Origin of the sequence: Brachybacterium sp. UNK5269 (genome assembly GCF_049266655.1) — a bacterium.
Lineage (GTDB): Bacteria > Actinomycetota > Actinomycetes > Actinomycetales > Dermabacteraceae > Brachybacterium.
The window spans coordinates 1-26786 of record NZ_CP184885.1 but is presented as its reverse complement, the minus strand read 5'-3'; the positions used below and the strand labels follow the sequence as shown (position 1 = coordinate 26786).

The window sequence follows — 26786 nt, the reverse complement described above, 5'->3', positions numbered from 1 at the left end:
GCAACCCCTCAGAACGTGCGGATCGGGATCGATGCGGGGGCTTCCAGCAGTCCCTCGATTTCCTGGTCGAGACGCACAAGCGTGAACGAAGCTCCGGCCATGTCGAGAGAGGTGCAGTACTCCCCTACGTAGCTCCGGGCGACCGTGATCCCACGCTCCGCGAGCCACTCATGGGCGATCCCGTACAACAAGTAGAGCTCGCTGATGGGCGTTCCCCCAAGTCCGTTGACCATGAGCGCGACCCGGTCCCCCGTCGAGAAGGGGAGGTCACCCACCACGGCACCGAGCATTTGATCTGTGATCTCGTCGGCGGAGGTGATCTTCTCCCGATGCCGTCCCGGTTCTCCGTGGATGCCGACGCCCATCTCGATCTCGTCGGCGCCGAGCTCGAACAGGGGACTGCCCTTTGCTGGCGGTGTGCAGGCCGTCAGCGCGACGCCCATGCTGCGGGTCACCGCATTCACCGCCTCGCCGATCCGGACGATCTCCTCGAGACTCGCACCGCGCTCGGCTGCTGCGCCCACTGCCTTGATCACGAAGAAGTTCCCGGCCACGCCACGGCGTCCGATCGTGTAGAGGGAGTCCTCCACCGAGACGTCGTCGTCGACGAACAGGGTGCGTGCCTCGATGCCCTCAGCTGCAGCGAGTTCGCTCGCCATCTCGAAGGCCATCTTGTCGCCGGTGTAGTTGTTGACGATCAGCAGCACGCCCTTCTTCGAGGCGTACTGCTTCACGGTCTCGTACACGTATTCCACGGGCGGTGCCGCGAAGACGTCGCCCGGGCAGGAGGCGTCGAGCATCCCCGGGCCGACGACCATCACATGAGCGGGTTCATGGCCGGAGCCCGAGCCCTGGATGATCGTGACCTTCTCATCGCTCGGGGCGTCAGCCCGGGCGATGAGGTTGTACTCGGGGTCGTAGCGCAGAGAGTCCGGGTTCGCTAGGGCGAGCCCCTTGAGCATCTCGGGGACGAAATTCTTGGGGTCGTTGATGAACTTCTTCATCGTTCCTCCACTCCATTGTGCGGTTCAGTTCGGTCCTGCTGGAGCCACGTCGCATGCGCGGGCGAATCTCTCCCGCTCACGTGTGTGAGTTCCAGCGGGGGAGAAGATCTTCGAGCATCAGAGCTATCGCGACGGCACCGGCATCCGGGGATCCGATACTGCGTTCCCCGCTGTAGCTGGCCCGGCCGCGGCGTGCCTCGAGCTGGGACGTGGCGTCAGCGGCTGTCCTCGCCGCGGCCGCCATCGTGGCGAGGGCCTCGGAGCCGGGCGCATCCTTGGCGAGCGCCTCGGACAGGGCGTCGGTCGCGGGGACCAGCGCGTCCAGCAAGGTCTTGTCGCCGACGTCGGAGTTCCCTCGGGTCTTGATGCCCTCGGCAGCCGCCCTGAGCATCTCGACCGCGTCCTCACCATCCAGCGACTGCTTCCCTTTAACCGCCATTCCTGCCCTGAGCAGAGCAGTTCCCCAGATCGGTCCCGAGGTTCCGCCGATCCGACTGGTGACGGTGAGAGCTACCTTCGCAAGGAAGGTCGAAGCGTCCGTGCGGTCGTAGTTGTCCCATTCAGCGATCACCTTTTCGAAGCCGCGGGCCAGTGAGTAGCCGAAGTCGCCGTCACCAACGACCGCATCCAGATCACCGAATTCGACCTCTCGTGCAATCGCGCTCTCGGCGATCGATCGCACCACGGTCTCGACGTTCGCGATGCTCTGATCCGTCATTTTTCCTCCTGTTGCCGTACCCGTACTGCCTCCACCTCGTGAAGGCCGATGTATCCCGGTGGACGGATGTCCTGCGGATCACTGAATACCTTGATCGGGGTCTCAGCGCCGGGCTCCCCGAGCGAATCGACCACGAGAGCCGCCCCCTCGAAGGTTTCCTCGGCGGTATAGGTGCTCACGGTGACGATCGTCGCGAGTCCCGCTCCTCTCGCCGCCGCGAGGCCGATCGCGGAATCCTCGATGACGACGACCTCCTGGGGCCGCACGCCGAGGTCGGCAACGGCCAGCTCATAGATGTCCGGGGCGGGCTTCTTCTTGCCCACCACATCACCCGCGTAGATCGAGAAGCGGGAGAAGCCGTGCGCGCTCGTTGCCGTGCGTAGCACCGCCTCGACCGAGGCCCGGGCCGAGGTCGAGGCGACCGCGAGCTGCCAGCCCTCGGCCAGCGCCTCGTCCACGAGGCGGCGGATACCGGGACGGGGAGGGATCGTCCCCTCGGAGATCATGACCTGGTAGATGGTCGATTTAAGGGCGTGAATATCAGCGACATAGCGCTCGATGTCGCGAATCCCCTTGGTGAGTTCGGGCTCCGCAGAAAGTGCGTGACGAATCCTTTCCTTCCCGCCGCCGATCCGCACCAGTTCTGCATATTTCCGATCACCCCAGTGCAAGGGGATTCCGAGCTCCTCGAAGGCGCGATTGAACGCGATACGATGGCCGTCCCGCTCCGTATCGGCGAGAACCCCATCGCAGTCGAAGATGAGAGCAGGAGACATTAGGCGCCCCTCCCCGCGCTGCCGAACTCCTTCGCGAGATCGATGACCAGAGTGCGCACCGCCTGCGAGACGTCATCGAACAGGGTTGGCGGGTCCCACCGATCGATCCGTTCGGCCTGCGCGAGATGCTCGAGCGAGGACTTCATGAAGGTTTCCTTGAGCGCTGTCGAAATGTTGACCTTCGCGGCGCCACGGGAAATGAGATCACGGAACTGCTCGCTGCTCAGCCCACTGCCACCATGCAGAGCGATCGGGATATCTCGGGCCGACACCAACTGGCTCACGCGATCATAATCGAGCACAGGAGCCTCCTTGTACGTACCATGCGCATTGCCAATTGAGGGAGCGAAGACATCGACCCCTGTCCGGTCGATGAAATCCAGAGAGACCTCGAGGGATTCCCTGGCAGCTTTCTCGTCCGATCCATGTCCGTCCTCGATCCCGGTGATCGCCTCGATCTCTCCCTCGACCTGGGCGCCGTACTCCCTCGCCTCGCGGACCACCTCGATGGTCAGAGCCAGGTTCTCCTGAACCGGCAGTTCCGACGCATCGAAGAGCACCGAGTTCCAGCCATTGCGCAGACATTCTGTGACCACCGCACGATCCGGGCAATGATCCAAGTGCAGGGCAACCGGGACCTCGATACCCGCGGTCATCGCCCGCCACATAGCGGCCAGCACGGGCGCACCGACCGAGCGCACGGTCTTCACCGATGTCTGCACAATCAGCGGGGACTTCGCCTCGACCGCGCCCTCGAGGACACCCTCCAGCGTGAGGTCATTGACGATGTTGATCGCGGGCACCCCGTAGCGCTCCTCAAACGCGGGCCGGACGATGTCGTTGAGCGACGCGACAGGCATGTGAGTCCTCCTCCATAGGTCCAGCAGTTCGTCCTGCGTTCTCAAGGTACGGAGGTCCCGTCCTCAGTGCTATGAGGACTTCCCCTGCTCTGCCGAGGCGGGGTCCCCCTACCTGTGTGTCCTCAGGGGATCGCCCGCGCCACTATCTCGCCCATCGGCATGGCCACTTGGTACCCTCCTCACATCTGGTGCCCGGGGGCGACGGCGGTCCGAGCACACCAGCTCGACGAGGAGCTCTATGAACGTCTCTGCCACGCGACAATCTGCACCGCAGACCCATCTGGCGATGCCCGACCATGTCCAGTTGCGCCGCATCGTCGGCGAGTTCGCGAGAGATCTGGCTGGTCAATTCGACCTCGACCAGCTCCTCGAGCGGATCCTCCGGCGCGCCGTGTCCCTACTGGAGTCCTCGAGCGGATCCATTGCTCTCGTCGACGAACGCTCAGGGACCTACACGAAGATGGTCGACCTCAGCGTCGGCTGCCAGGCCGGCGAGACCTTCCCGATCGGCGAAGGAGTGACCGGGGAGGTGGTGCGCGCGCGATCAGGCGTGATCTTCGACGAGTACGCAGCGGTCTACCGAGGGCACATCGACCCGACGACCACTCGCTATCGCTCGGCGGTGATTGCCGTCCCGATGCTGCATGGGGAGAACGTGATCGGAGTCTTCGTCGTCTTCGGCGCGGGGGCTGACACAGTCTTCACCACACGTGATCTCACCTTGCTGGAGCTGTTCGCCGACCATGCGGCGCTGGCTCTCGTGAATGCGGAAGCCCATCGTCAGACGGTCGAGCGCATGCGCACCGCAGTGATCGCCGGGGAGCGCGAGCGCACCGTACGCGACCTGCATGAGACCCTCAGCACTAACCTCACCCGGCTGGTCGCCCACCTCGGTGCCGCCCAAGCTCTCGACGCCGTAATCGATGCCAACAGAGTGGGCGAGCACATCCATCTGGCCCTTGAATCCGCCGAGGCTGCGCTCGAGGATACCCGGCGGACCACGATCGACTCCGTGGCCGACAGCCTCGGCGGCCGCACCCTCCAGGACGCCGTGCGCGCCGAACTGGACTGGATAAAGTCCACGAGCGGAGCACACACTTCTCTCGTGCTCGTGGGCGACGAGCGACCGATCGCGAACGACACGGTGCACCAGACCTTCCGGATCGTCCAAGAACTGCTAAACAACGTGGTCCGCCATGCCCAGGCGACAAAGGTGCGTGTGGGTCTGCTGTATGAGCCCTTGGCCTTCACGGTGATGGTCGAGGACGATGGTGTCGGCTTCGAGGTCGCGACGGCGCTCGCCACCGAGGATCCGCCGCTCCGCCAGGGCCTGCGCCAGGTCCGTTCCCGGACGCAGCAGATCGGTGGGGATCTCTCCGTGACCTCCACACCGGGATGGGGAACCCAAGTACGCGTCCAGCTTCCGGATACGCCGAGCCTCAGCGAGGATTCGCAGGCCCGTCGGACCCGGGTCCTGATCGCCTGTCGCTGGCCGGTGGATCGTTCTGGGATCGCGCGCCTAGTGAACCTTGCCGAGCCGAGCCTGCACGTGGTCGGGGAACTCGATGATCCCTCGACTCTCGTCTCGACCTGTGATCTGCTCGCGCCCGACATCGTGGTCGCGGACATCGAGGTTCTATCGGGGGTGGATCGAGATGCGGAGGGAAACCTGCATCTGCCGGGAGATCCTTCAGTCGTGGTCTCGAACGCGGCTCCCAACGCTGGAACGTATCGCGCGGGCACGCGGTTCCGAGCCAAGGGGTATCTCAGCCATCACGCGACGGGAGAGCAGATCGTCCGCACCCTGATCGCTGCCGGTCGCGGGGAGATCCTTCTGGATGCCGAGAACGCCGCGTGGCTGACCCAGAGCGCCGACCCCTCTGCGGAAGCGCTCACGGCCCGCGAACACGAGGTGCGAGACCTCGTGAGCCAGGGGATGCCGGACAAGGAGATCGCTACCGCCCTTCATATTTCGGTCAAGACCGTGGAGAAGCATGTCGGTTCGCTGCTGCGAAAGACCGGGGTGCGCAATCGGACCATGCTCGCCCAGCTCGATCTTGCACAGGTCAAACAGATGTAGGAGAGATGTGGGGTGTCATGGGTGACTCCTGAACTATCCGACCATCAGCAAGGCTGCAACCAGCAGGGGCGAGAGGAGAGCGACCACCGGCGCCGTGATCGCCATCGCAAGAGCTGAATATGCTGCTGCCCGAGGTTCGGACTGGAGCATCGCCGAGGTGCCGATCCCATGGGACACAACACCCATCGCTAGCCCACGCACACGCGGGTCGTGCACCCGCGCCGCCGTTAGTACCGGACCCAGGGCCATCGCCCCTAGGATCCCCGCAAGGATCGTGAGCACCGCGGAGAGCGCCGGCTCCCCGCCGATCTTCTCAGAGACTGCGATCGAGACCGGCGTGGTGGCGGTCTTCGGAGCCATAGACAAGGCCGCCGCCGCGCTCCCTCCGAGCACGTGCACCACGAGATACCCGGTGACCACAGCAGCAGTTGCGCCCGCCACGACAGAGGCGAGAACAGCGATCAAGGAGCCTCGCATGCGCTGTGCCTCCCGATGCAGCGGCACCGCAAGGGCCACGGTTGCCGGTGCGAGCAGGAATCCGATCATCTCTCCCCCCGTCATGTACGTCTGATAGTCCACGCCCGTCAGGGCGAGGCCGAGGCAGGTCAGAAGGATCGAGAGGAAGACCGGATTGGCGAGCGGGTGCCCATGCACCCAGGTCGCGATCCGATTCGCCAGGAGGAAGGCTCCCAGGGTGAGGCCGACCCCGAAGACCGGGGAATCGGTGAGCACACGCCAGAGTTCGTGCAGCATCGACATCACGATGCTCTCCTCGAACGGAACCCGTTCTGGGCCTTGAGGGCGAACCGGGAGACCACCGCGGTGACGGCCAATCCTGCGGCCCAGGACAGGACGAGACCGGCCAGCAGCGGCAGGGCATCGAGCCGGATCCTCGCCACGAGCGCGATCACCCCGGTGCCCGCGGGGACGAAGAGCAACGGGAGCAAGGCCAGCAGACGGTCGGAGACGCGGATGGCCGCGAGCCCCTCTCCGTGGCCCTGCCCGTCTCCCTTCACGTGTCCCTTCACGGACAGCACGATCAGCAGGAGCATCATCCCGAGGATCGCCCCGGGGACGGGAACCCCGGCCAGGGCGACCACCAGATCTCCGAGAGCGAGGCAAGCGAGGATCTGCACAAATCCGAAGATCAGCGTGAGAAGGCTGCTATACAGCGAATCGCGTTGCGCTGCGTCGGGGCCTTCCTCCCGCTCCGTTCGGGTACGGGGTGCGTCCTCCGGTGTCATCGGGGTCTCCTCATCGAAACCTTCAGCGTGTCTGAAGGGCTCCGCGGCTACCCTTCCGTTCGCGGCGGGAGCGGACAAGGCGGATTTTCCCTACCTCCGGCGTAGGGCTCTCCCCGATGTGCACACCCCGCGGGCTTCCCTAGCGTGGAGCACAACCGCGGCGCATCACCCGCAGCGGCGACTCGAAGAATCCAGTCGGAAGAATCCTCCAGTCGAAGGAGACTGCAGCTATGGCTCAGAGCACTGTTCAGACACTCGTCAGCCCTGGTCGGTACGTCCAGGGGCGCGGCGCGCTCGCACAGTTCGGCGAAAACCTCGCCCGCGTCGGCAAGAAGCCCCTCATTATCTCGGATGCCTTCGTCCGCGAGCTCGTCGGCGACCGTGTCGTCGCGAGCCTCGAGGCAGCCGGGCTGCCTGTCATCTGGGAGGAGTTCGGAGGCATTCCCCATCCCGGGGAGATCGCCCGGTTCGTGGAGTTCATCAAGCAGCACGACGCCGATGTGGTTGTCGGCGTGGGTGGCGGAAGCGCCATCGATGTCGCGAAGGCCTCGGGGCACGAGACTGGCATCCGGTGGGTCACGGTACCGACGGCGGCATCCACGGACGCGCCCACCTCCGCGCTCGGCGTGATCTACACCGCCGAGCACAACTTCCTGGAGTACCGGATCTTCCCCCACAACCCCGACCTCGTCCTTGTGGACGTCGATGTCATCGCGGCGGCACCACCCGTCTTCCTCGCGGCAGGTGTCGGGGATGCGCTCGCGACCTGGCTCGAGGCCAAAGCCGTGGCGGAGTCCTTCTCCGACACCATCGCGGGTGACCTCGCGACAGTCACCGGGACGGCTCTCGCGAAGCTCTCCTGGGAGATCATTTGGGAGAATGCGCTTCCTGCGATGGACGCAGTGCGCCATGGGCTGATCACTCCCGCGGTCGAGAAGCTCACGGAGGCGAACATCCTGCTTTCGGGTCTTGGCTTTGAGTCGGGTGGCCTTGCTGCAGCGCATGCGATCCACAACGGCCTCACGCAGGTGCCCCAGACCCACGGGCTCATGCACGGCTTCAAGGTGAACATTGGTAGCCTCACCCAGCTCGTCCTGGAAGGTGCCCCGTACCAGGACATCGTTGACTTCATCGAGTTCACGACTCGCGTGGGGCTGCCCACGACCCTCACCGAGGTCGGCATCGATGTGGACGACATCGACACGATCACCAAGGTCGCCGAGGGTGCGACGGCGGAGGGCGAGACCATCCACTGCATGCCCTTCGAGGTCACCGTGCCTGCGCTCGTTGATGCCCTGCGTTCGATCGAGCACCTTTCGCGGCGGATCCGCGAGGAGGCGGGGCTCCCCGCCCCTGTGCTGTACACCCCGAAGAAGCACTGATCCGGGGCGAAGTAGGTCGACGGGTCGCGGAACCATTCAACCTCGCCCCGTTTGAATCCGCCAAGGATCGACCTCCCCGAGCCGAAGCGCGTGCCGCTACAGCTCGGCGGAGGTCGGTCAGCTTCGTCATCGCATAAGTCGCGCCCGGAGAGCGGAAAACTCCTCGAACCTTAAATGGCCTCCCCTGCAATGGCGAATCACCCTTTTCGGCCGGCAGATGCAGGAGGGCTCCTCGGCCCTTGCTCGCCGCTGCGCCGTGACTTGCGGTGCTCCCGAACAACTGCACGGCACTAATATTGTCCTGTTTGGGTATACCCAACGGCGACACTGTGCGCCGTAAAGAACGCCCTGTTTTGTGAATCGCAGAGATAAGTGGCGGGGCTCTCGCAGGGCTATATGGCGGCTCGCGCTCAGTCGTGTCAGTTTGAGGATCGGTCAGCGGGTCGGCTTGGGCTAGCTAAACGCCCCCTGAGGGGCTGATCGGTATGGCTTGGATGCGCGCACGTAAGAGCCGCTGAAGCAGCGCCGGGTACAAGTGTAAAAGAATCCCGAGAGCAACTAGCCAGACAGCGCCTTCCCATGATCCTGTCGCTAGCACGCCGAGAGTCAGGGCCGCAGTGACGAACAGGCAGCTGCTGTGGCCGATTTCGGAGCGCCGAGTGTGCTGATCGAGCTCTTTCAGGCCCTGCCGTGCGCCGTTGAACCCGCGTTCTCTTGAGATGATTCGGTTCCATCCGATGACGTCGAGCAGCTTTCCGAACAGCCGGACCCCCAATGCTGGGTAGAGCCGCAACTCCCAGAACCTGACTCGCAGCCAACCGTAATCCGAAATCCGTACCCGATGGCCAACGACCGAAGATACCCACGCCATAAGAAGGAAATGAGTGACCAAGGCGAAGACAAACCCCGTCGGGCCGATGAACACCCACGCCGCTGCAACACCTCCGGCTGCGATTGCCGTCGTCAGCAATGCGGCCAGCATGGCAAGCACTGACTTAGGAAGTTGGGGCAGTCCCCCGAAACCACGGAAGATTTCGCGGGGAAAACCATGTGAGGCACGGCCCCTGCTACGCGGGGACTTTATGTGAGTCTCGTCGTTCTCTGGCGGTGAACACGCGCCTGCGCCTAAAATGGCGTGAGTAGGGTCGTTGGGACCGATCAGATCAGCAGGCTGTCGTCCCGGTCGGGGCGGCGGCCCTGGGAGAGGAGGACGCATGAAGGCTTTGACTTGGCAGGCGAAGCGGACGGTGAGTGTGGAGGAGGTCCCGGATCCGGTTATCCAGGAGCCCACGGACGCGATCGTGCGGATCACCTCGTCCGCGATCTGCGGTTCGGATCTGCACCTGTACGAGGTGCTCACCCCGTTCATGGATAAGGGCGACATCATCGGCCACGAGCCCATGGGGATCGTGGAGGAGGTCGGCTCGGCCGTCACCCACATCAAGGCCGGGGACCGGGTGGTGATCCCGTTCAACGTCTCCTGCGGGCACTGCTTCATGTGCACCCAGGGCCTGCAGTCCCAGTGCGAGACCACCCAGGTCCGGGAGTACAACAGCGGTGCAGTCTTCCTGGGATACTCCCGCCTCTACGGTTCAGTGCCCGGCGGGCAGGCCGAGTACCTGCGCGTCCCGCACGCGGACTACGGACCCATCAAGGTCCCCAACACCGGTGAGGACGAGCGCTACCTGTTCCTCTCCGACGTGGTGCCCACCGCTTGGCAGGCCGTACAGTACGCCGCGCCCCCTCAGGGTGGTTCCCTGGCCGTGCTGGGCCTGGGCCCGATCGGCCAGATGTCCGCCCGGATCGGCCGCCACCTGGGCTACCGGGTACTCGCGGTGGACCCGGTCGCCGAGCGGCGTGCCATGGCCGAGCGCCACGGCATCGAGACGCTGGACTCGTCCGGCGAGGTGGCGGAGCAGCTGAAAGACCTCACCGACGGGCGCGGCCCGGACGCGGTGGTGGACGCGGTCGGGATGGAGGCCCACGGCTCCCCGGTGGCCGGGGCGGTCCACCAGGCGGTAGGGCTACTGCCCTCCGCGCTGGGACGCGAGGCGATGGAGACGGCCGGGGTGGACCGGCTCGATGCGCTGTACACCGCGATCGAGGCTGTCCGGCGAGGCGGGACGATCTCGATCAGCGGGGTGTACGGCGGCATGAAGGACCCCCTGCCGATGCTCACGATGTTCGATAAGCAGATCCAGCTGCGCATGGGCCAATGCAACGTGAAGCGGTGGACCGATGACCTCTTGCCGCTGGTCGATGACCCTTCAGACCCGCTCGGCGTGCTGGACCTCACCACGCACACCGCCCCCCTGGACCAGGCGCCGGCGATGTACGAGAAGTTCCAGAAGAAGGAAGACGGCTGCATCAAGGTCGTCCTCAAGCCCTAGCCTCCCAGTACGCGCCGGAGCCCGGTCTCCATCTCGAGACCGGGCACTGGCGTGTCTTGGGCCCGTCCGTGGCCCGCGCCCACACCGGGTGGCCGCCTGGTGCGTTCACCGTTCACGGCCAGCACCGGGGTCGATCGCACACAGCAGCGCAGAGGGGCGCGGGGATTCATCGGGCGAAGTCAGTGGCCGGAATAGTGCTCTGAGGGGCCGTGTTGCCACGGGTATGAAGGCAATTGGATTCCATACCCCCGGTGACCCGGACGTCCTCGACGTGATCGAGCTTCCCGATCCCGTTTTCGGCGAGGGCGAGGTCTTGATTCGTGTTCACGCGGCCGCGGTGAACCCTACCGACCTCACCGGGCGCACCCGGCAGCGGCGGGCGGGGACAGCCGGGTATTTCCTCGGTGCTGCCATGCTCCTCATCCTCCCGTGGATTCAGAGCCTCCACCAGACCCGGGGCGATTCACACGGCCAGGTAGGTGTAGGAGGCCGCATACGCCAGATATGTCGGCCACTGACCCAGCAGGCCAGCCAGCAGCCCCCGGGCTCGGTCTCTGGCGGCGTGGGCTCAAATATCAGGATCGTGATGACGATCGCGATGATGCCGTCGCTGAACGCCACCGCACGGCTGGTGTCCGAACGCGTCGCCCCGCTCTGACGCTTGCGCATGTGGCCCTCGTACCCCCTTGCCAACGTCTCTACCATCTTCCACGGCAGACTCCCCAACACGCCAGGACACGGGCGGGCGCAGTCTCGACCGTCCCGAGGCTCACCCCTGTCGCTCGTGCCCCTTGAGGAGGAGCCGTGTCAGGCGTCTTCACGCCGAACTGCCGGGCCTGAATCTCATCGGGAAGGAGGCTGAGGGATCAGGTGAGTTGCTTGTGCGTGGGGCTGCGTGCAGTTCTGTCCCGCTGTGGTCAGCGCAGCAGGACGGGCTGGACGTCGATGCGGGTGCGGAACAGGGTGTAGGGCTTGACCCGTTCATCCTGCCCCTGCCGGTAGTCGGCCTGCCGGTGGAGCTGGTTCGCGGTGACGTAGAGGTAGCCGTCGGCCGCGACCGAGAGCGTGTCGGGCCACAGCAACCGCGGGTCACACACCACGGTCTCCCACGCCCCGGCGGTGTCGGCCCGGCGCCGCAGCACCGCGTTGTGCTCGTAGTTCGTCGCATACACGTTGCCCTGCGCGTCGGACTCCATCCCGTCGCCGGCCCCGCCCTTGTCGCCCTCATCATTCACGGTGGCGGCCACGGCCGCCTCATCCAGGGCTCGGTCCACCAGCGCGTCGGTGTCCACACTGTAGAGCCGCCGGGACGCCAGCGGGCAGTAGTAGAGGCGGGCGCCGTCGGCGCCGATGGCGATTCCGTCCGCGCCCATCGCGATCGCCGGCGCCACGGTCCCGTCCTCCTGGCGGTCGAGGACCGGGCGGCCCTCCACGACCGGCACGAAGTCCGTGAGCGGCTCGGCCTTCGTGGAGGGGTGCTCGTGCAGCCGCCGCCAGCTCTGACCGGTGGCCAGGTCCACCACCACCAGCCCGTTGGGTCCCTGGTCGGAGGAGTCGGTGAGGTAGGCGACGCCCTCGGCTCCGCGGCGCAGGTCGAAGCGCACGTCGTTGAGGTAGCTGGTGGGCAGGGCGACGTCCTGGGGGAACAGGATGGTCCTGACCACCGTGTCGCTGGTCAGGTCGACGCAGACGAGCTTGGGCCCGCCGTAGGTCGTGGGCTTGAACAGCGGGCTTCCGGTGTCCAGGATCCACAGCCGGTCGGCAGGGTCCACCACCACGGACTGCACCGAGACCAGGGTGTTCGCCAGGTCGTCGGGATCGGTGCGGTTGATGGCCTCGTTCGGGTAGGCCACCGCCTCGCCGTCGCGAATCTCGGCCACCGTGAAGGCGACGTCATCGCCCCACTTCGGGTAGTTGACGAAGATCCGCCCCCGGTGCGAGACCGTGACGCCGGTGAACATGGCGCCGTGGAAATGGGCCACCTCCTCCAGCTCGCCCACCGGCTGCTCCGCGGGCAGGTCTTCCGATCGATTCTCCATCACATCGCTCCTGTCAGTCGGGTTCGTGCTCGAGACGGTGCACCGGGTTCCCGGTCGCCGGGGCGGGAGCCGTCGGGCAGGACCGGTCCTGTCCGGCAGCCCCGGGACTGATGCACAAGTAGGTGTCAGCTGGGGTTAGGCCGCCAGGCTGACGGTCGGGTTCATGATGGTCTCGTATTCGATGGGGGTCAATCGGCCGAGGCGGGCCTGTCGGCGGCGGCGGTGGTAGGTCCTCTCGATCCAGGTGATGATCGCGATCCGCAGTTCGTCTCGGGTCCGCCAGCGTTTGCGGTCCAGTCCCTTCTTCTGGAGCAGGGCGAAGAAGGACTCCATCGCGGCGTTGTCCCCGGCCGCACCGACCTGTCCCATCGATCCGATGAGGTGATGACGGTTCAGAGTGTGCACGAACTTCCGTGACCGGAATTGCGATCCTCGGTCCGAATGCACGATGCATCCGGCGGCGCCTCGGCGTCGCGAAGCAGCGTTGTCCAGGGCGTTCACCGCGAGACGAGCCTTCATCCGGGAATCCATGGAGTAGCCGACGATCCGACCGGAGAACACGTCCTTAATGGCGCAGAGGTAGAGCTTTCCCTCATCGGTCCAGTGCTCAGTGATGTCGGTCAGCCACAGCTCGTTAACGTCGTCGGCTGAGAAGTCGCGCTGGACGAGATCGTCGTGGACTGGCGGACCGGGGCGCTTCCCATTCTTGCCGCGCTTCTTCCCGAAGACGGACCACCACTGGTTGTCTCGGCAGATCCGCCACGCGGTCCGCTCGCACATGCGCTGGCCAACGGATTCCGCTTCGCCGGCGAGGAACCGGTAGCCGAACTCGGGATCATCGCGGTGGGCGTCGAACAGAGCGTTCGCCCGATAGGCCTCGACCAGCTCGGACTCGGTGACCTGCTGTTTCCGCCAGCGGTAGTAGGGCTGGCGGGAGAGCTTCAGGACCCGCAGGGACACCGCGACAGGGACGCCATCGCCGGCGAGCTCGCTCACGAGCGGGTAGAGGATTTTCCCGGCAGGTTCGCCTGCGAGAGGTAGGCGGCCGCGCGGCGCAGGACTTCGTTCTCCTGCTCGAGCAACCGATTCCGGCGACGCAGATCGCGCAGCTCGGAGGACTCCTCTCTGGTCTTGCCGGGCCGGGCACCGTCTTCGACATCGGCCTCGCGCATCCAGTTCGTCAGGCAGGACTCGGAGATCCCGAAGTCCTTCGCGATCATCGACAGCTTCTGGCCAGGTTCGCGGTTTCTCGCGACGCGCACGACGTCGTCACGGAATTCCTGGGGATAGGGAGCAGGCATGGTGCACATCCTTCCCTGCAGCGCCGCGGAGCGCCACAGATCATGTGACACCTACTCGTGCATCAGTCCCCTATGCGCCCCTCCCAGATCAGGGCCAGGTCCTGGGGCTCAGCGCGGTGCGCGCAGCGTTGGCCGCGTGACTCCTTCGGACCAAGCGAGGCAGGTTCCCTGTCCGTTGAAAAGGACCGTTCATGGCGCGAGTGCTGCTAGCCAGCTCAACGGGCCTATCAGGAGCGCCAGGAGCGCGGCCGCTATAAAGGCTGGCATCTGCCACCCGCCTCCGGCGGCGCGGTGCTGACGCAAGTAGCGGACCTCCTGGGCTATGGGAGGCCCGCCCACTCCAAGCACGCCCGATAGCAGAGCGAGCACAACGACGGCGTCCGCGATGGGGAGCGTGACGCGCTGCCAAACACACAGCAGCGCGGTCACTTCACCCACGCCCATCAAGATGACTAGAGCTATCCAGCCCACCGGCTGGCTCGCGTTCCAGAACCTCGGTTCGCCATCCCTTTCGAAGTAGGAATCGGGCTTCCGGGTGAGGTGTCGAGACTCGAACAGCATCGCCAGATACAGCACGGGGATGACTTGAGCTGCGAGGCCATAGAAGTCCATGGGCTGAGGGTAGAGCCAGCCATCATCGATAATGCTCCAGTCGCCGGCACCCGCGTCATGGCCGTGCCGCAAGGGGCGACACGCGCCGATTCGCCACTCGCGTCGAGGTTGACATGCTGCGACACGCCGAGCGGCACCTCGGCACAGAGTCGATTCTCAGAGCTCCGTGTCGAGCCGTGACACGGCATGGCACCAGGTTGTGCGCAATGACCAGCGCATTTATCGGAGAATCAGCTTTTTGGCGCTACTTGTCATCGCTTCGATGGGTCACCACTAGAAGTAGTATGGACTCCGTCTCCTCTTGGAGCGCCCGGGGCAGCGGTAGCTGCCCACCCGTCGATTGTCTCGGCGGTCGGCGGGTGCTAAGAGAAAGGAGAAGCAAGTGGACGACTCTTCCAAGTCCCGAAGAGGTCGCCGGAAACGGCACCTTGGGTGGAAAACGAAAGTCGCGAGCACCGCACGGGCTGGCAGGCCCTACGTGCAGCTACTCGCGACCATCGCTCACATTGCTGTCCATCTGATGTCCTGAGGGGTCGAGCCTCGAACATCAACCCAACGGCCCGTCCCGGCATTGCCGGGGCGGGCCCCGTCTTTGTGGTCACCACCATAGTCGGTGAGGAGTGTTTTTAACAGACGGCGCCGTCACGGCGCCGTGACGGCGCCCTCGCCCGGTTCTAGAAAAGCCGGCCTGACCTGCGCTGAGGGTTTACGTGAGATTCACGTTCCAGGCGGCCGCGTGTCGGGGCGGAGAGCTCGAGGGTGATCGCGAGCTGCCACCTCAGTCTCTCTGTGCGTCGGCATCATCTGGCAGCCGGGCTAGCCACGGCCAGCGTGCGACGATGAAATCGTGTTCAAGCCGATGGTCGACAAGCCCGCCCGAGAGCGAGCGGTGGTCGCTGCTGCGCTGCGGCTGATTGCTCAGGAGGGCGATGCGGCGATGACAGTGCGCCGAGTGGCTGCCGAGGCGAAGATCCCGATGAGTTCCCTGTATGAGCTGTTCGCGTCGCAGGACGCCGTGTGGGCGGCGGTGATGCGTGAGGTTGAAGGCCGGATCAGTCGGCGGATCGAGGCGCTGCCGGCGGAGCCGAGTGACCGGCAGTGGGGCAGAGCTGCACTCAGGGCTCTGCTGCCGCTGAACCCGCAGCGTCGACAGGAAGTGATCGCCGCGGTTTACATCGGAGCGCTCGGGGTGCACAACCCGGCCCTGCACGCGGCATGGCAGCTCGTGGATGACGCGGTGCGCGCGACCTGTCGGCGCGCTCTCGGCGCGATGGGACTCGACGGCGGGCCAGCACAGCTGGACCAGCTGCACTCGGTAATCGACGGACTCGCCCGTCAGATGGTCATGCACGCTGACGATCGGTCGCCTGACTGGGCGGTCGCGGTCCTCGATCGCATGCTGCCCCGATGAGTCGGTAGACACTCCCCGCCTGGGGCCGTGAGGCGCGGGCATACAGCACCTAGCGTGCGTCGCGGAACTCGTGGTCGTAGTACTGGCGAACAGCGCGGGAGTACTGCCAAAACCCCCAACACATGAGGGCGGCGGCGGCGAGGGCAAGCACGCCGCTCACGCCCATGGCGATGACGCTGGCGCGCTGCAGTTCGGGAGTGACAGCGAAGGGGACGCCGGCGCCGCTCGAGAAGGCGACATAGGCAGCCACAGCGGTGAGGCTGCCGAAGATGACGACCAGCACGGCGAAGGCGAAGGCGCGCCGTTGGTGGCGCTCAGCGGTCCGCTGCTCTGCGGTGATCTCGTACATAACTCCCTCTCTCAGACGCGCGTTCGTCGGGCGGTGCTCTTGATGGGATGCGGGGCGGGCCGGAGATCGTGGCATTCCAGGATGAAGTGGATCCAGGTGGCACCTCGCCCGAGGTCACGGGCCAGGGTAAGCATGGGAACGCCATCATCGACCAGGGCGCGGCAGGCCTCGGCGAGGGCGCGGCCCTCGTCCCCGCGCACGTTCCGGGCGCCCTCGCGGGCTCGCGGGGCTTGGGGGCAGGCCTCGTAGAGCTGACTGACGTGCTCGAGCTCAGCCGCGGTGGGCCGGCGCCGCATGGACAGGCGCGGGTACCGCGTGGTGTCGTCACGGCCGGTCCGCTCCAGGGCGGTCCGCACGGCTTGTAGGGAGCAGCCGAGGGCGTCGGCGATCGCGGGGATGGACTGCCCCTCGTCGCGCCGCCGGCGGACCTCCTGGGGGTCTGCGACGGGCTGCTGTCCCCAACGCCGGTAGGTGACCTCGAATCGGGCGATCGTGAGCCGGCGGACGTGATCGCCGGTGATGCCGTAGCTGTCGCCGATCTGCTGCCATGTCTCTCCCGCGCGGTAGCGGGCGGCGGCGTCGGCGGCGATCTGGTCGCGCTGCTCGGGTGTCAGTCGTCCCACGCTGGGTCTCCTTCTCGGTGTGGGGCACATCGTCTCAAGCCCGCTACGCGGTGGTGAGGTACTCGAACAGGGCCAGCTGCACAGGGGCCTCGGGGCCCGGGGCGGACGCGTCTTCGACGGGGACGGGAGCGGTGCCGCCCGGGTACAGGACGTGGGCGATGTCGCGGTAGCGGGCAGTGCGCCCGTAGATCCACCCGGTCCCGCCAGCGTGGGGCGCGGCCTGGCAGTGCTCCTCGCCCCGGCAACCGGTGGTGGGATCGGGGTCGGGGTCGCCGCACTGGCTGTACCGGACGCGGGCGCACTCATCACCAGAGATCGGTTCCCCCTCGGAGTCGGGGTGGGCCGCGTAGTACGCGGCGACCTCCGCGAGGGGGCGGGTGCTGCTGGAGGGGATGAAGTAGCCGGACCAGCGGACCGTGAGGATCTCGTCGGGGTGCGGCAACGCGGGCGGCTCGATGTGGCCGGTGGCCTTGTCGGGGGTGCCCGGGTTGGTGCGGTAGGTGGCGACCTTCCCGGTCGCATCGCGCATCTTGCGGGTGAACACGTGCATCACGGCCTCCTGGCGGGCTCAGAACTCGTCGACGAAGAAGGTGGCCCCGGCGCGCTCGGCCTTGAGCCGCGCCATGGTCGGACCGGAGGCCCGGCCGAAGCCGATCTGCTGGTCGTGCGCGTCGCGCAGGTCGTAGAAGTGGGTCAGGTGGGGCAGGGAGAACCCGACCGCGCTGCAGATGAAGGCGTAGAGGCCGCGGGCGGGGGCGCCGCTGGCGACGCGCTCGTTGTGCTGGGTCCGGGCGATGGTGGTCATCGGGTTCTCCTCCTCGGGAGTCAGGCGGTGGGGGCGGGGAGGTCGTAGCCCCCGAAGGGGCTGCGACCGGGCACGGGGCGGGTGCCGACCGGGCCGCGCTCGGTGAGGATGGGCGCTCCGGCCTGCTCCCAGTGCGCCTCGCGGTCAGCGGTAGGGCCGACGGGGAGGTCGCGCCAGCCGGGCCAGCAGTGGTCGTGGATGTCCTCCACGGCGGTGCGCTCAGAAGTGGCGATCACGGACCAGTGCTCGCAGTCCCAGCACCAGGCCCGGTAGACCATGTCCCCCACGCACTGGCAGTCCTGGCCGTAGTGGTCGCAGCGCAGTTCGGCGGTGACCACCTCGATCGGGTGCGCCCCGGCGGGGCGGAAGGCCCTCCACCCGCGAGACCAGCAGTGCGACCAGCGGGCGATCCCGGACGTTCCGCCCTCCAGCTCGACCCGCGCCCGGGCGCGCAGCGCCGCGTAGGCGTCCTCGAGGTCCGCCAGGCTCCACTGCGGATCGGTGGTGAAGCCCTGCGGGGCGGTGGTCGGTGCGGCGGTGATGACCTCGAGGAGGTCGAGCAGGTCAGCCATGGCGGGACTCCAATCGACGGGAAGGGTCAGGCGGTGGCGTAGTGCTGGTCGGCCTGGGTGTGGAGGTCCCTGGTGAAGCGCGCCTCGGCAGTCCAGTCGCAGTCGGGACAGGTGGCGACGTGCGTGTCGCGCTCGTGGCTCCACCGGACCATGGGCAGGTGGGACAGGCCCCGGGCGAGGGTGTGAACGGCGGTGTTCGCGGCGGCGGTGGGGGTGTTCTGTGCGATGTTCATAGCTTTAGTCTAGTCTCCCCTAGACAGACTGTCAAGGGAAGACTAGACTATTTGTTATGATGGCACCGAAGAAGACCCGGGACGTTCTCAGAGAGGTCCGCGCTGCGGGCTTCGTGCACGTGCGCTCGAAGGGGTCGCATTCGGCGTGGCGGCATCAGGACGGTCGCCAGGTGACGATCCCGGACGGGCACCGCGAGGTCGCCGGCGGGACGTATCTGAACATCATGCGCGTGGTGAAGAAGGAGGAGTGATGAGCAAGGTCTACGAGGCCACGGCTGTTCGCGAGGGCGGCTGGTGGGTCATCCACGTGCCCGAGCTGGACGTGTCCGGGCAGGCACGGAAGCTGGCCAAGGTCGAGGAGGCGGCGCAGGAGATCGTCGCTCTCGCGCTCGACGCCGAGGTCGCCGACGTCAAGGTCACTGTGCGGACCATCGCGGACGACGCGGTCGTGCAGGCGCTGTCACAGGCGGATGCCCTGGCCGAACAGGGTCAGGCGCTGGTCGCGAAGGCGGCGCGGCTGCGGGCCGACACGGTGCGGGACTACGTCAAGAGCGAGGGCTTGACCGTGCGGGAAGCCGGAACCCTCCTGGGGATGTCACCCGCGCGGGTGCAGCAGCTCGTGAAGGGCTGAAGCGCTGCCGCGAACGTGAACGTTCTTGCCCTCGGGTCGGTGGTTGCTGTCCGTGGGTGGCTGGGGTGAGCAGCCGGTGGGTGCGTCTGAAGCCGTTGATGATGGTCCGTCGTTGCTGCGGCTGTTTTCAGCACCTCCGGGGCGTGCTTGTCGAAGAAGATTTCTCCCCCTCGTGTAGTCCTTGGTCTGGACCACTGCCCGTGCCCCTGCTGGATGGCGCGATGATCCTGGGTCGTTCGCACTGATCGCCGGGTACGGCTGCCCACTCCCCCGCCATGGCTTTCGAGGGTAAGGATCGCGGAGCGATTCGCGGCAGCACCTACACAGTCCGCCGGCACCGTTCCCGCACAGCCAGCCAGGCGGGTTCTTTGGCGTTCAGGTTCTCCGGCCACCAGGGTTCGCCTGTCGCCAGGCCGTCATCCACACCTCGTCGTAGCGTCGCGCGCCGGTGCGGGTCGTGGCGGCGCGCAGGTCGATGTGGGCCATGAGCCAGCCGAGCACGTGCGCGGCGAGGTCGTCGACGCGGTCGACCCACTCGGCGGAGCGGATCAGCAGCTCCCCCTGGTCGGTGGTGATGAGGATCGAGCGGGCCGGCAGCGTGGCGTCGAGGTCGGAGTGGGTGGTCTTCACGGTCGGACCGTCGAGGGCAAGGCGGTACCGGATGACGATGCCGTGCACGAGCTGCACGGCCCGCTGGTGCGCGAGGTACACGTCGAGATCGTGGCTCATGCGCGCCAGTATGCGCCGCCCCTCAGACGACGTCGCGGGCTGGTGCGTCAGCGTTCGTAGGCGGTCTCCTTAGCGGGTGCGGGCTGTCGCCATGCCTGCCGGTGCGCGGGTACTGACGTGCCGTGGGACGGCGCCTGTGGGCGCGTGGGGGCCTCTCCCCCGCCCGTGGGCCCGGCAGGGCCGGGGTCGTCCAGTGTGGGGCCGCTGGGGCCTTCCTTGGCCGCTTTCTCGCGTGCCATCATCCGTCGTTCGACGTCGTCGAGCTGGGCCTGTGTTTCTCGCAGGAGCAGGCCGTGCTTGAAGGTCTTCCCGAGGTTCTTCTCTGCCTCGGTCAGCTCGTGCTGCCGGTTCTCGATGGTCGTCTCCATCCGATCTGCCGCACGTCCGAATCCGGCGATCTTCGTCTCGATCGACTGGATCAGGTGATGGTCGGGTTGGGAGACCAGCTTTTGGGCCTTCAGCTGCACGGCGTTGTCCTGGGTGGTGCCGGGGACTCGCAGCTGCACGATGGGGCCCTCACCGCGGCTCGTGTCGCGTTCGGCGACGAGGTAGGCGTGGACGTCGTGGCCGGCGACGGTGAGAGCGGTACCGAGATCTCGTTCTCGGTCGGGGTGGGGCCAGACGCGGGCGAGCTTGGTCTGTGCCCATTGCCCGAGTGCCTGTGCGGCCTTGGATCGTTCGCTGTAGGTGGCTCCGCTGATCGTTGCGGTGAACTTGTCGCCGCTGCTGTCGGTGCTACGGGCGTGGAGCTCGCGCAGGGTGGGAGCGAGCTGCTTGAGCGTGGTCAGGCTTTCAGTGAGGTGGGGGATCTTGATCCGCAGTCCCTGCTGCTCGGCGTTGTGTGCCCGCTCCAGGCGCTTGAGGCGGCGAAGATCGCTCTGCAGAGCGGTCTTCTCGATCAGCAGGGGGTTCCCTGATGCGCCCGCCTTGATCTCTGCGTAGTCGAGCCCGTTCTTGCCGACGTCCTCGATCACGCGCATGTCGAGGCTTCCCCGCATGATCTGGGAGATGAACTGCTCTTTCCGTTCGACGGTCTGCCACATGTAGGCGTCGAAGGAGCGCTTGGTCGCGTAGCGCAGCTCGGCAACGGCTGCGTTCTCGTTGCCCTGTCGCAGGATGCGTCCCACGCGCTGCTCGACGTCAGCGGGCCTCCACGGGCAGTCGAGCTGGTGCAGGGCGATCGCGCGGCGCTGGACGTTGGTGCCGGTACCCATGGTCTGGGTGGAACCGACCAGGACGGCGATGTTGCCGTTGCGGGCGTCGCGGAAGATCTGGGCCTTCTCCTTGTCGTTCTTCGCGTCCTGCATGAACTGGATCTTCTCAGCGGGCACGCCCGCCTCGATGAGTCGGCCGCGCAGGTCGCTGTAGACGTCGTAGTCGGAGGACGAGGTCTGGCGGAGGTCGGCGAACACCAGCTGCAGGGCGCCGGGGGTCTGCTCCCCGCTGTCGTGGGTGTAGGTCGTCTCGGCGTACTGGTGGTAGATGCTCGCGATGCGCTGTGCTGCAACGGGGATCTTCCCGCTGCCTGCTTCGGGGTCGTCGATGCCGACCAGCTCCATGGACAGAGCGGCTTTTCGCCCGTCGGTGGAGATCGCGAGCATGTTGTCGGCGGTGCGGTCGACCTGGCCGGCGCGCACCAGGTCTGCCCGGTCCCCAAGTCCCTGGATGTAGTCGACGACGGCGAGGGAAGCGTCGACGGTCACCATGTCGGGAGACTGCTTCCCGTCGGGCCGGGGCATCCGGGCGGGCGTGGGCAGGTTGAGGTCTTCGGCCATTTTCACGTCGGCGTAGACGTGCATCATGCGGATGAGCTCCGGGACGTTCTGGAACTGCGCGAAGCGCTGCTGCAGGCGGAAGCGATCGCCTTCGGGGGCCATCTCGACCACGTCGATGACCTTCCCGAACGTTGCCGCCCAGGCGTCGAACTCACGGACCCCGGCCTGCTGCAGGAGGTCGGGCCGCAGGTACTTCTGCATGATGAATGCTTCGGAGACGCTGTTGGCGATGGGGGTACCGGTGGCGAAGGTGGCCACGCGGTCCCCGTGGGTTTGGCGGAGGTACTCGAGTTTGGAGTGGAGGTCGGTGGCTCGCCCGGCACCCTCCTTCGAGGCTTCCTGGATGTTCGAGGCGAGGGCCAGGTTCTTGTAGTCGTGGGCCTCGTCGATGAACAGGTAGTCGATGCCGGTCTGCTCGAAGCTGATCCCCGGGTCAGACGGGCTGTCCATCAGCTTCTTGATCTTCTCTTCCATGCCGGCGATCTGCTTCTCGATCGCCTTGGTGCTCAGTTCCCCGGCGCCGTTGAGTGCGGTGCGGAACTCTGCGACCTGGGTACGGAGGTAGTCAGCGCGGGCTTCATCTTGGATGTCCAGCCGCTCGAATGCCCCGCGAGTCATGATGATGCAGTCCCAGTCGTTGCTCGCGGCCGAGGCCACGAAGCGCCGGCGGGCGTACTTCTCGAGGTCCTGGGAGCCAGCGGCGAGCAGCTTCGCCTTGGGGTAGATCTGGGTGAACTCCCGCGTGAACTGCTCGAGCATGTGGTTGGGCACCACGATGGTCGGCTTGTTGGCCATACCGAGCCGCTTGAGCTCCATCGCGCCCATCACCATCTCGGCGGTCTTGCCGGCACCGACCTGGTGGAACAGGCCGACGGCGGGCTCACTGAGGATGCGGGCGACCGCGGTGCGCTGGTGCTCCATCGGGGTGAACGTCGCCGTAGCCATTCCGGGGAAGGTCAGGGCGTGGCCGGCTGCGGAGTAGTCCCGTAGCGCGATCGAGTTGAACTTCTCGTTGTACTGGGCGGCGAGGCGTTCAGCGCGGGCGGGGTCCTCCCACACCCACTCCTGGAATCGTTCGGTCAGGGCCTCTGCCTTCTGGTTCGCGGCGTCCGTGGCGACAGGGTCGAGGTAGGAGGAGCCGTCGGCGTTCTTCCGTTCGACGCGGATCGGGCGCTGCTCGCACCGGGCGCGGAACAGATCCACGGCGCTGCGGTCCTCGGTGCCCCAGGTCGTGTTCGCGCTGAACATGTTGCGGATGCCGGTCTGCTTGACGTGCCACTGCCCGTCGCCGCTGGATTCGAACTTGAGCTGGCCGCTGCGCAGACCCAACGTCTCGTAGAGGAACCGCTCATGGTCCGCCGGCGGAATCCACGCTGCGCCGGGCTGCGGTTCGATGTCGGCAGGCTGCAGTGCGTCGGGGATGACGTTGCGGAGAGCATCGACGTGCCCTGCGTAGAGGCCGGGGTTGTCTGTTGCCGCTTCCTCGGCCTGAGCGAGTTTGGCTCGGACGTTGCCCGAGAGGTACTCGGCAGCAGTGACCAGCGCGCCGTCCTGCGCCGGATCCTCGTACACCAGGGCACCCAGTTCGGCGCGGGCTGCTTCCTCGCTCTGGCCGCGGAGGGAGGCGATCAGAGACAGGTCGACGCCGCCGGTCTGGTCCAGGCTGATGTTCAGGGCGTCGTGAGCGTTCTCTGCCCCCTGCGGGGCGATGCGCTTGGACAGAGCACGCTCGGTGAGAATGTCGGCCGGCTGCGCGGTCTGCTTCTCGGTGTTGAACTTCTCCAGGCCGAAAACGAACGCGGAGAACGGGTCGCGCCGAAACACGTTGATGGCCGTCGGAGCCATGGCGACCATGATCATCTCGCCGGGTTCCGCGCCCTTTGCGCGCGAAGCCCGCCACGACTCGGTGTACCGGTTGATGGGGCCGTAGTCGGAGACGTACTGCTCCCATGCTCCCCGCAGATCGGCGCGCAGCTGCTGGACCTCCGGAGTGTCGGTGGTGGTGGCGGACTCGGCCGCCAGCAGCGAGGTCCCGAGATCGCGCAGGCCCATCAGGGCACGCACCTCGGTCTGGGCTGTCTTGGGGACCTTCAGGTCGTGCGGGACGCCCGAGAGGTATTCGACGAACTCGCCGGCGTCGGTCAGGGCGATGTGGCCATCCCAGGCGATGCTGGGGGCATTGACGATGGTGGCTTCGTCCAGAGCGACGGGGTCGCGGCGCGGTCCCTGGGTGAGCTTGCGTTCCTGGGCGCTCTCGATGATGCCGCCCAGGGCGGCCTCGAGGTCGGTGGAGAGGTCGGCGGGGTCGCCTCCGGTCACTCCGAGCTGCACGGAGCCTTGGACGCCTTGGGTCGCGACGAACTCCCCCAGGACGTTGCGGGGGTTGTCCAGGAAGTACTTGTTGATGTTCAGGCTGCCGCCATTGGCGGCGAGCTGCTCGGCGACGCGTTCGTTCTTCGCGGGCACGCGGGTGCTGGTGGTGTTGATCCAGTCGCCCTGGCCCTTGGCGGGCTCGTCCTCGAGGTAGCGCTTGCGGAAGATGAGGATGTCGGTGAGCACCTCGGTGCCGGCGGCCCGCTGGTGTGCTCGGTTCGGCAGACGCACCGCGCCGACGAGGTCGGCCATCGCGGCGATTTCGCGGCGTGCTGCCGGGTTCTGTGAGTCCATCGTGTAGGCACTGGTGACGAACGCTGCGAGCCCTCCCCCACGGGTGAGGTTCAGGGACTTGATGATGAAGTGGTTGTGGATCGCGTGGTCGCCGGCGTTGTGGGTCCGGTCGTGGAGCTTGAAGTTCCCGAACGGGACGTTGCCGATCGCGCCGTCGAAGTAGTTCAGCGGAAGGTTCGTGCCCTCGAAGCCCTCCGCCCGGATCGTGGCATCGGGGTAGAGGTAGCTGGACAGTTCAGCGGTCGTGGGGTCCAGCTCCACTCCGGTCATCCTCAGCCGGTTCGGGGCCAGGCCGATGAACGTGCCCATGCCGCTACCGGGTTCGAGGACGTTGCCGCTCTTGAGGCCCAGCACGTTCAGGGTCTCCCACATGGGCCGGACGATCGCGGGGTCGGTGAAGTGGGCGTTCAGCGTGGTCCTACGGGCAGCCTCGTAGCCGTCTCGTCCGAGGGTTTCCATCAGCTCGATACGTTCGGCGTGCCAGTCCTGGCGGCGCTCGTCGAACACCTCCGGCACAGCTCCCCAGGAGCCGAAGCGCGCGATCGTTGCTTGCTGCTCCGTGGTAGCCGGGCTGCCGGAGTCCCGTAGCTCTGCCAGCGTCCTCAGCGCAGCGAGGTTGGCCTGGAAGCGTGCCTTCGTGCCAGAAGGCGCCAGGACGTCCTGCGACTGCGGTACGAACGCCTTGGCGGCTTTGCGCTCTACTCGTCGAGGCTCTCGGCGCGGCTCATCGTCATGATCTCGCGCCACTCCCACTGCCGGGCTGCTTGCTGCAGCCGGTCCTGCATCTCCTCCGGGTCCGCCGCGAACGTCTCCCGGATCCAGGTCTCCTGCTCGCTCTGGCTCGCCCAGTTGTCCGGGTCCTCGGTCTGCGACAGGTCCGAGCTGTCGCTCGGCGGCTGGTACTCGGCCAGCACGATCTCCTCCGCCTGCAGCCGCGCCGCGTTCAGGCGACCCACCTTCTGCAGGTACGTCTCCTCCGCCGGGTCGGTCCCCTCCAGGCCCGGCAGCAGCTCGATGATCTCGTTCTGCACCTGCTCCCCCATCTGGGAGAAGTGTGCCGTCGGATCGTCCAGGCTCTCCACGAACCTCGGATCCGCGATCTCCCACTGCCGGCGAAGCATCGCCCCGTACTTGTTCATCGGTGTCCTCCTCGAGCCGGTCGGCCTCGGGTTCAGCCCAGAGGGCATCGAAATCGAACGCGAGCTGGTCCTTACCTGCTTTGGTACGGCGTGCCACGTAGATCCCCCAGGCCGGTTACAGAGACGCCCGTCACTGTACCGACGGGCCCGGGTGGCCGGTCGGCTGAGGCCGTGGTTCCCGTTCTGTCGGGGTATCCGTCGGCGGTCGTCGCGTTCCATAGGGGGTCACCTTTCTGGCTGCTCTTGCGCTGGAGGTGGGCGGGTCTCATCCGTCGTGGGAGGTGTCCCTGGGGCGACCGGTGGGGACCTGGCCAGCCTGAACCGGTGGCCACGGCTGACCGTCGTTGTACTGGCGCTCGAGGCGTTCGACCTCTGCGAGCAGTCCTCGGCGGATCAGGTCCGAGAAGGTCCGCGGGCCTTCCTGGTTGGGAGCGAAGGTGTTCACCAGGGCTGCACGGGCTCGATCGGCTTCATCGGCGGGCAGGAAGAATCCGACCTTGGTCTTGGCTGCGGCTCGCTGCGGAGCGGGCCGCTGCTGTTCGGTTGGCTTCGGCTCCTCGGTGGCTGGAAGCGCCGGTGGGGGTGTCTCTGCGATGGGCGCGACGGGATCGACGCTGCCGAACGCCGAACGCTTGCGGGTGGGCTTGTCGCTCACTTGAGGGCTCCTTCGATGCTGTGCAGGTGCGCCGTGTAGATGGTGGCGAGAGTGCGGGCCTCGGCGCTGCGGGCCTGGTCGAGTCCGGTGCCGGATTCGATGGCGTCGCGGATCGCGGCTCGTTTGGGGACGTGCGGCTCGAGGAGGCTGAGGTTGTGGGCGGCTGCCCCCTCGGCCAGTTCGTCCATTGCGGCGCGTACGCCCCTCTCTCGGGCGTCGTGGCGGTTGACGATGATCCCGGCAATCTTGAGGGCGGCGTTGTAGTGCTGTCGGACGGTCGTGATCGTGCGGATGAGCTGGGCGAGACCGTCGGTGCTGAACAAGCTGGCTTCGGTCACGACGGCGGCGCCGTGGGCTGCGGTGAGGGCGTTGACGGTGAGCTGGTCGAGGGCCGGCGCGCAGTCGATTAGCACGAGGTCGTAGTTGTCGCGGACGGCATCCAGGGCGTTGCGCAGCCGGCTCTCACGCCCTGCCCCGGCGATGACGAGCTCATCGCGGACGGCGACAAGGCCGCTCCCCGTGGAGGGAGCAACACTCAACCCGTCCCATGTGCCTGGGACGGTGATGTCAGCGAGACCGTCATCGGAGCGGTCGGTGAGGACATCGGCGAGGCCGGGCTGGTCTCGCTCCAGGTCCGGGACAGTGACGCTGGACAGATTGCCCTGCGGGTCCGCGTCGATGAGCAGGGTGCGGCGGCCTTCGGCGACGGCCGCGCGGGCGAGGTGAAAGGTGGTCGTGGTCTTGCCGACGCCACCCTTCTGGTTGCATATAGCGACGATCTTCGCGGTCAT

At 66.6% G+C, this 26786-nt stretch carries 28 protein-coding genes; 7 read left to right on the top strand and 21 right to left on the bottom strand.

The window, feature by feature from the left end:
- Window positions 1–8 precede the first annotated feature (8 nt).
- The 4 genes from dhaK to ACOJUI_RS17185 form a co-directional block, all read right to left on the bottom strand.
- Window positions 9–1004: a dihydroxyacetone kinase subunit DhaK gene (gene dhaK, locus ACOJUI_RS17200; protein ID WP_422117737.1), complete on the bottom strand. Its 996-nt coding sequence runs from the start codon at window positions 1002–1004 to the stop codon at window positions 9–11.
- A gap of 76 nt (window positions 1005–1080) precedes the next feature.
- The gene (gene dhaL, locus ACOJUI_RS17195; RefSeq protein WP_422117802.1) at window positions 1081–1722 is read right to left on the bottom strand and encodes a dihydroxyacetone kinase subunit DhaL; all 642 of its coding nucleotides are present in this window, start codon (window positions 1720–1722) and stop codon (window positions 1081–1083) included.
- Window positions 1719–2498, bottom strand: a complete 780-nt coding sequence (locus ACOJUI_RS17190) for an HAD-IA family hydrolase (RefSeq protein WP_422117801.1) — start codon at window positions 2496–2498, stop codon at window positions 1719–1721. Before ACOJUI_RS17190 ends, dhaL begins: the two co-directional genes overlap by 4 nt.
- A complete protein-coding gene (locus ACOJUI_RS17185) occupies window positions 2498–3358 on the bottom strand; it encodes a class II fructose-bisphosphate aldolase (RefSeq protein ID WP_422117800.1) in 861 nt (286 codons plus the stop codon). Before ACOJUI_RS17185 ends, ACOJUI_RS17190 begins: the two co-directional genes overlap by 1 nt.
- Before the next feature lie 238 nt (window positions 3359–3596).
- Between ACOJUI_RS17185 and ACOJUI_RS17180 the strand changes: the two genes are divergently transcribed.
- The gene (locus ACOJUI_RS17180) at window positions 3597–5438 is read left to right on the top strand and encodes a GAF domain-containing protein (protein WP_422117799.1); all 1842 of its coding nucleotides are present in this window, start codon (window positions 3597–3599) and stop codon (window positions 5436–5438) included.
- A 33-nt stretch (window positions 5439–5471) separates the two neighbouring features.
- On the opposite strand, the gene ACOJUI_RS17175 is transcribed toward ACOJUI_RS17180, so the two are convergent.
- Window positions 5472–6197 carry an LrgB family protein gene (locus ACOJUI_RS17175; RefSeq protein WP_364274418.1) on the bottom strand — a complete coding sequence of 242 codons (726 nt, stop codon included), beginning with the start codon at window positions 6195–6197 and terminating at the stop codon, window positions 5472–5474.
- Window positions 6197–6682, bottom strand: coding sequence for a CidA/LrgA family protein (locus tag ACOJUI_RS17170; protein ID WP_422117732.1), 486 nt, complete (start codon window positions 6680–6682; stop codon window positions 6197–6199). Before ACOJUI_RS17170 ends, ACOJUI_RS17175 begins: the two co-directional genes overlap by 1 nt.
- 230 nt (window positions 6683–6912) lie before the next feature.
- On the opposite strand from ACOJUI_RS17170, the gene ACOJUI_RS17165 reads away from it, so the two are divergent.
- Window positions 6913–8064, top strand: a complete 1152-nt coding sequence (locus ACOJUI_RS17165) for a glycerol dehydrogenase (protein WP_422117731.1) — start codon at window positions 6913–6915, stop codon at window positions 8062–8064.
- Between the two features lie 457 nt (window positions 8065–8521).
- Here the strand turns inward: ACOJUI_RS17165 and ACOJUI_RS17160 are convergent, their stop codons facing one another.
- Window positions 8522–9046: a hypothetical protein gene (locus ACOJUI_RS17160; protein ID WP_422117807.1), complete on the bottom strand. Its 525-nt coding sequence runs from the start codon at window positions 9044–9046 to the stop codon at window positions 8522–8524.
- A 232-nt stretch (window positions 9047–9278) separates the two neighbouring features.
- On the opposite strand from ACOJUI_RS17160, the gene ACOJUI_RS17155 reads away from it, so the two are divergent.
- A complete protein-coding gene (locus tag ACOJUI_RS17155) occupies window positions 9279–10454 on the top strand; it encodes a zinc-dependent alcohol dehydrogenase (protein ID WP_422117798.1) in 1176 nt (391 codons plus the stop codon).
- Between the two features lie 271 nt (window positions 10455–10725).
- Window positions 10726–11112 carry a hypothetical protein gene (locus tag ACOJUI_RS17150; protein WP_422117797.1) on the top strand — a complete coding sequence of 129 codons (387 nt, stop codon included), beginning with the start codon at window positions 10726–10728 and terminating at the stop codon, window positions 11110–11112.
- A gap of 259 nt (window positions 11113–11371) precedes the next feature.
- Here the strand turns inward: ACOJUI_RS17150 and ACOJUI_RS17145 are convergent, their stop codons facing one another.
- The 3 genes from ACOJUI_RS17145 to ACOJUI_RS17135 form a co-directional block, all read right to left on the bottom strand.
- A complete protein-coding gene (locus ACOJUI_RS17145) occupies window positions 11372–12493 on the bottom strand; it encodes an L-dopachrome tautomerase-related protein (protein ID WP_422117796.1) in 1122 nt (373 codons plus the stop codon).
- A gap of 135 nt (window positions 12494–12628) precedes the next feature.
- A protein-coding gene (locus tag ACOJUI_RS17140; RefSeq protein WP_422117795.1) for an IS3 family transposase occupies window positions 12629–13794 on the bottom strand; the annotation gives its coding sequence in 2 pieces (ribosomal slippage) (window positions 12629–13507 and window positions 13510–13794; 1164 coding nt in all).
- 189 nt (window positions 13795–13983) lie between these two features.
- Window positions 13984–14406: a hypothetical protein gene (locus ACOJUI_RS17135; protein ID WP_422117794.1), complete on the bottom strand. Its 423-nt coding sequence runs from the start codon at window positions 14404–14406 to the stop codon at window positions 13984–13986.
- Window positions 14407–15253: 847 nt separating this feature from the next.
- Here ACOJUI_RS17135 and ACOJUI_RS17130 point away from each other — a divergent pair.
- Complete coding sequence (locus ACOJUI_RS17130; RefSeq protein ID WP_422117793.1) at window positions 15254–15817, top strand: TetR/AcrR family transcriptional regulator; 564 nt, start codon at window positions 15254–15256, stop codon at window positions 15815–15817.
- A gap of 49 nt (window positions 15818–15866) precedes the next feature.
- Here the strand turns inward: ACOJUI_RS17130 and ACOJUI_RS17125 are convergent, their stop codons facing one another.
- Genes ACOJUI_RS17125 through ACOJUI_RS17100 form a run of 6 tightly spaced genes read right to left on the bottom strand, consistent with a single transcriptional unit; the run spans window position 15867 to window position 18399 of the window.
- Window positions 15867–16166, bottom strand: a complete 300-nt coding sequence (locus ACOJUI_RS17125) for a hypothetical protein (RefSeq protein WP_422117792.1) — start codon at window positions 16164–16166, stop codon at window positions 15867–15869.
- A gap of 11 nt (window positions 16167–16177) precedes the next feature.
- Window positions 16178–16789, bottom strand: a complete 612-nt coding sequence (locus ACOJUI_RS17120) for a hypothetical protein (RefSeq protein WP_422117791.1) — start codon at window positions 16787–16789, stop codon at window positions 16178–16180.
- A 43-nt stretch (window positions 16790–16832) separates the two neighbouring features.
- Window positions 16833–17339, bottom strand: a complete 507-nt coding sequence (locus tag ACOJUI_RS17115; protein ID WP_422117790.1) for a hypothetical protein — start codon at window positions 17337–17339, stop codon at window positions 16833–16835.
- Window positions 17340–17357: 18 nt separating this feature from the next.
- A complete protein-coding gene (locus ACOJUI_RS17110; RefSeq protein WP_422117789.1) occupies window positions 17358–17594 on the bottom strand; it encodes a hypothetical protein in 237 nt (78 codons plus the stop codon).
- Window positions 17595–17614: 20 nt separating this feature from the next.
- On the bottom strand, window positions 17615–18166 hold the full coding sequence (locus ACOJUI_RS17105) for a DUF6349 family protein (RefSeq protein ID WP_422117788.1): 552 nt from the start codon (window positions 18164–18166) through the stop codon (window positions 17615–17617).
- A 26-nt stretch (window positions 18167–18192) separates the two neighbouring features.
- Window positions 18193–18399, bottom strand: a complete 207-nt coding sequence (locus ACOJUI_RS17100; protein ID WP_422117787.1) for a hypothetical protein — start codon at window positions 18397–18399, stop codon at window positions 18193–18195.
- 59 nt (window positions 18400–18458) lie between these two features.
- Between ACOJUI_RS17100 and ACOJUI_RS17095 the strand changes: the two genes are divergently transcribed.
- Both ACOJUI_RS17095 and ACOJUI_RS17090 read left to right on the top strand, forming a co-directional pair.
- The gene (locus ACOJUI_RS17095; protein ID WP_422117786.1) at window positions 18459–18650 is read left to right on the top strand and encodes a type II toxin-antitoxin system HicA family toxin; all 192 of its coding nucleotides are present in this window, start codon (window positions 18459–18461) and stop codon (window positions 18648–18650) included.
- Window positions 18650–19030: an antitoxin HicB gene (locus ACOJUI_RS17090; RefSeq protein WP_422117785.1), complete on the top strand. Its 381-nt coding sequence runs from the start codon at window positions 18650–18652 to the stop codon at window positions 19028–19030. The genes ACOJUI_RS17095 and ACOJUI_RS17090 overlap by 1 nt, the downstream gene beginning before the upstream one ends.
- Window positions 19031–19405: 375 nt before the next feature.
- On the opposite strand, the gene ACOJUI_RS17085 is transcribed toward ACOJUI_RS17090, so the two are convergent.
- The 5 genes from ACOJUI_RS17085 to ACOJUI_RS17065 form a co-directional block, all read right to left on the bottom strand.
- Complete coding sequence (locus tag ACOJUI_RS17085; RefSeq protein ID WP_422117784.1) at window positions 19406–19759, bottom strand: hypothetical protein; 354 nt, start codon at window positions 19757–19759, stop codon at window positions 19406–19408.
- Window positions 19760–19806: 47 nt separating this feature from the next.
- Complete coding sequence (locus tag ACOJUI_RS17080) at window positions 19807–24708, bottom strand: helicase-related protein (RefSeq protein WP_422117783.1); 4902 nt, start codon at window positions 24706–24708, stop codon at window positions 19807–19809.
- A 191-nt stretch (window positions 24709–24899) separates the two neighbouring features.
- The gene (locus tag ACOJUI_RS17075; protein ID WP_422117782.1) at window positions 24900–25340 is read right to left on the bottom strand and encodes a TnpV protein; all 441 of its coding nucleotides are present in this window, start codon (window positions 25338–25340) and stop codon (window positions 24900–24902) included.
- A 265-nt stretch (window positions 25341–25605) separates the two neighbouring features.
- A complete protein-coding gene (locus tag ACOJUI_RS17070) occupies window positions 25606–25995 on the bottom strand; it encodes a ParB family protein (protein ID WP_422117781.1) in 390 nt (129 codons plus the stop codon).
- The gene (locus ACOJUI_RS17065) at window positions 25992–26786 is read right to left on the bottom strand and encodes a ParA family protein (RefSeq protein ID WP_422117780.1); all 795 of its coding nucleotides are present in this window, start codon (window positions 26784–26786) and stop codon (window positions 25992–25994) included. The genes ACOJUI_RS17070 and ACOJUI_RS17065 overlap by 4 nt, the downstream gene beginning before the upstream one ends.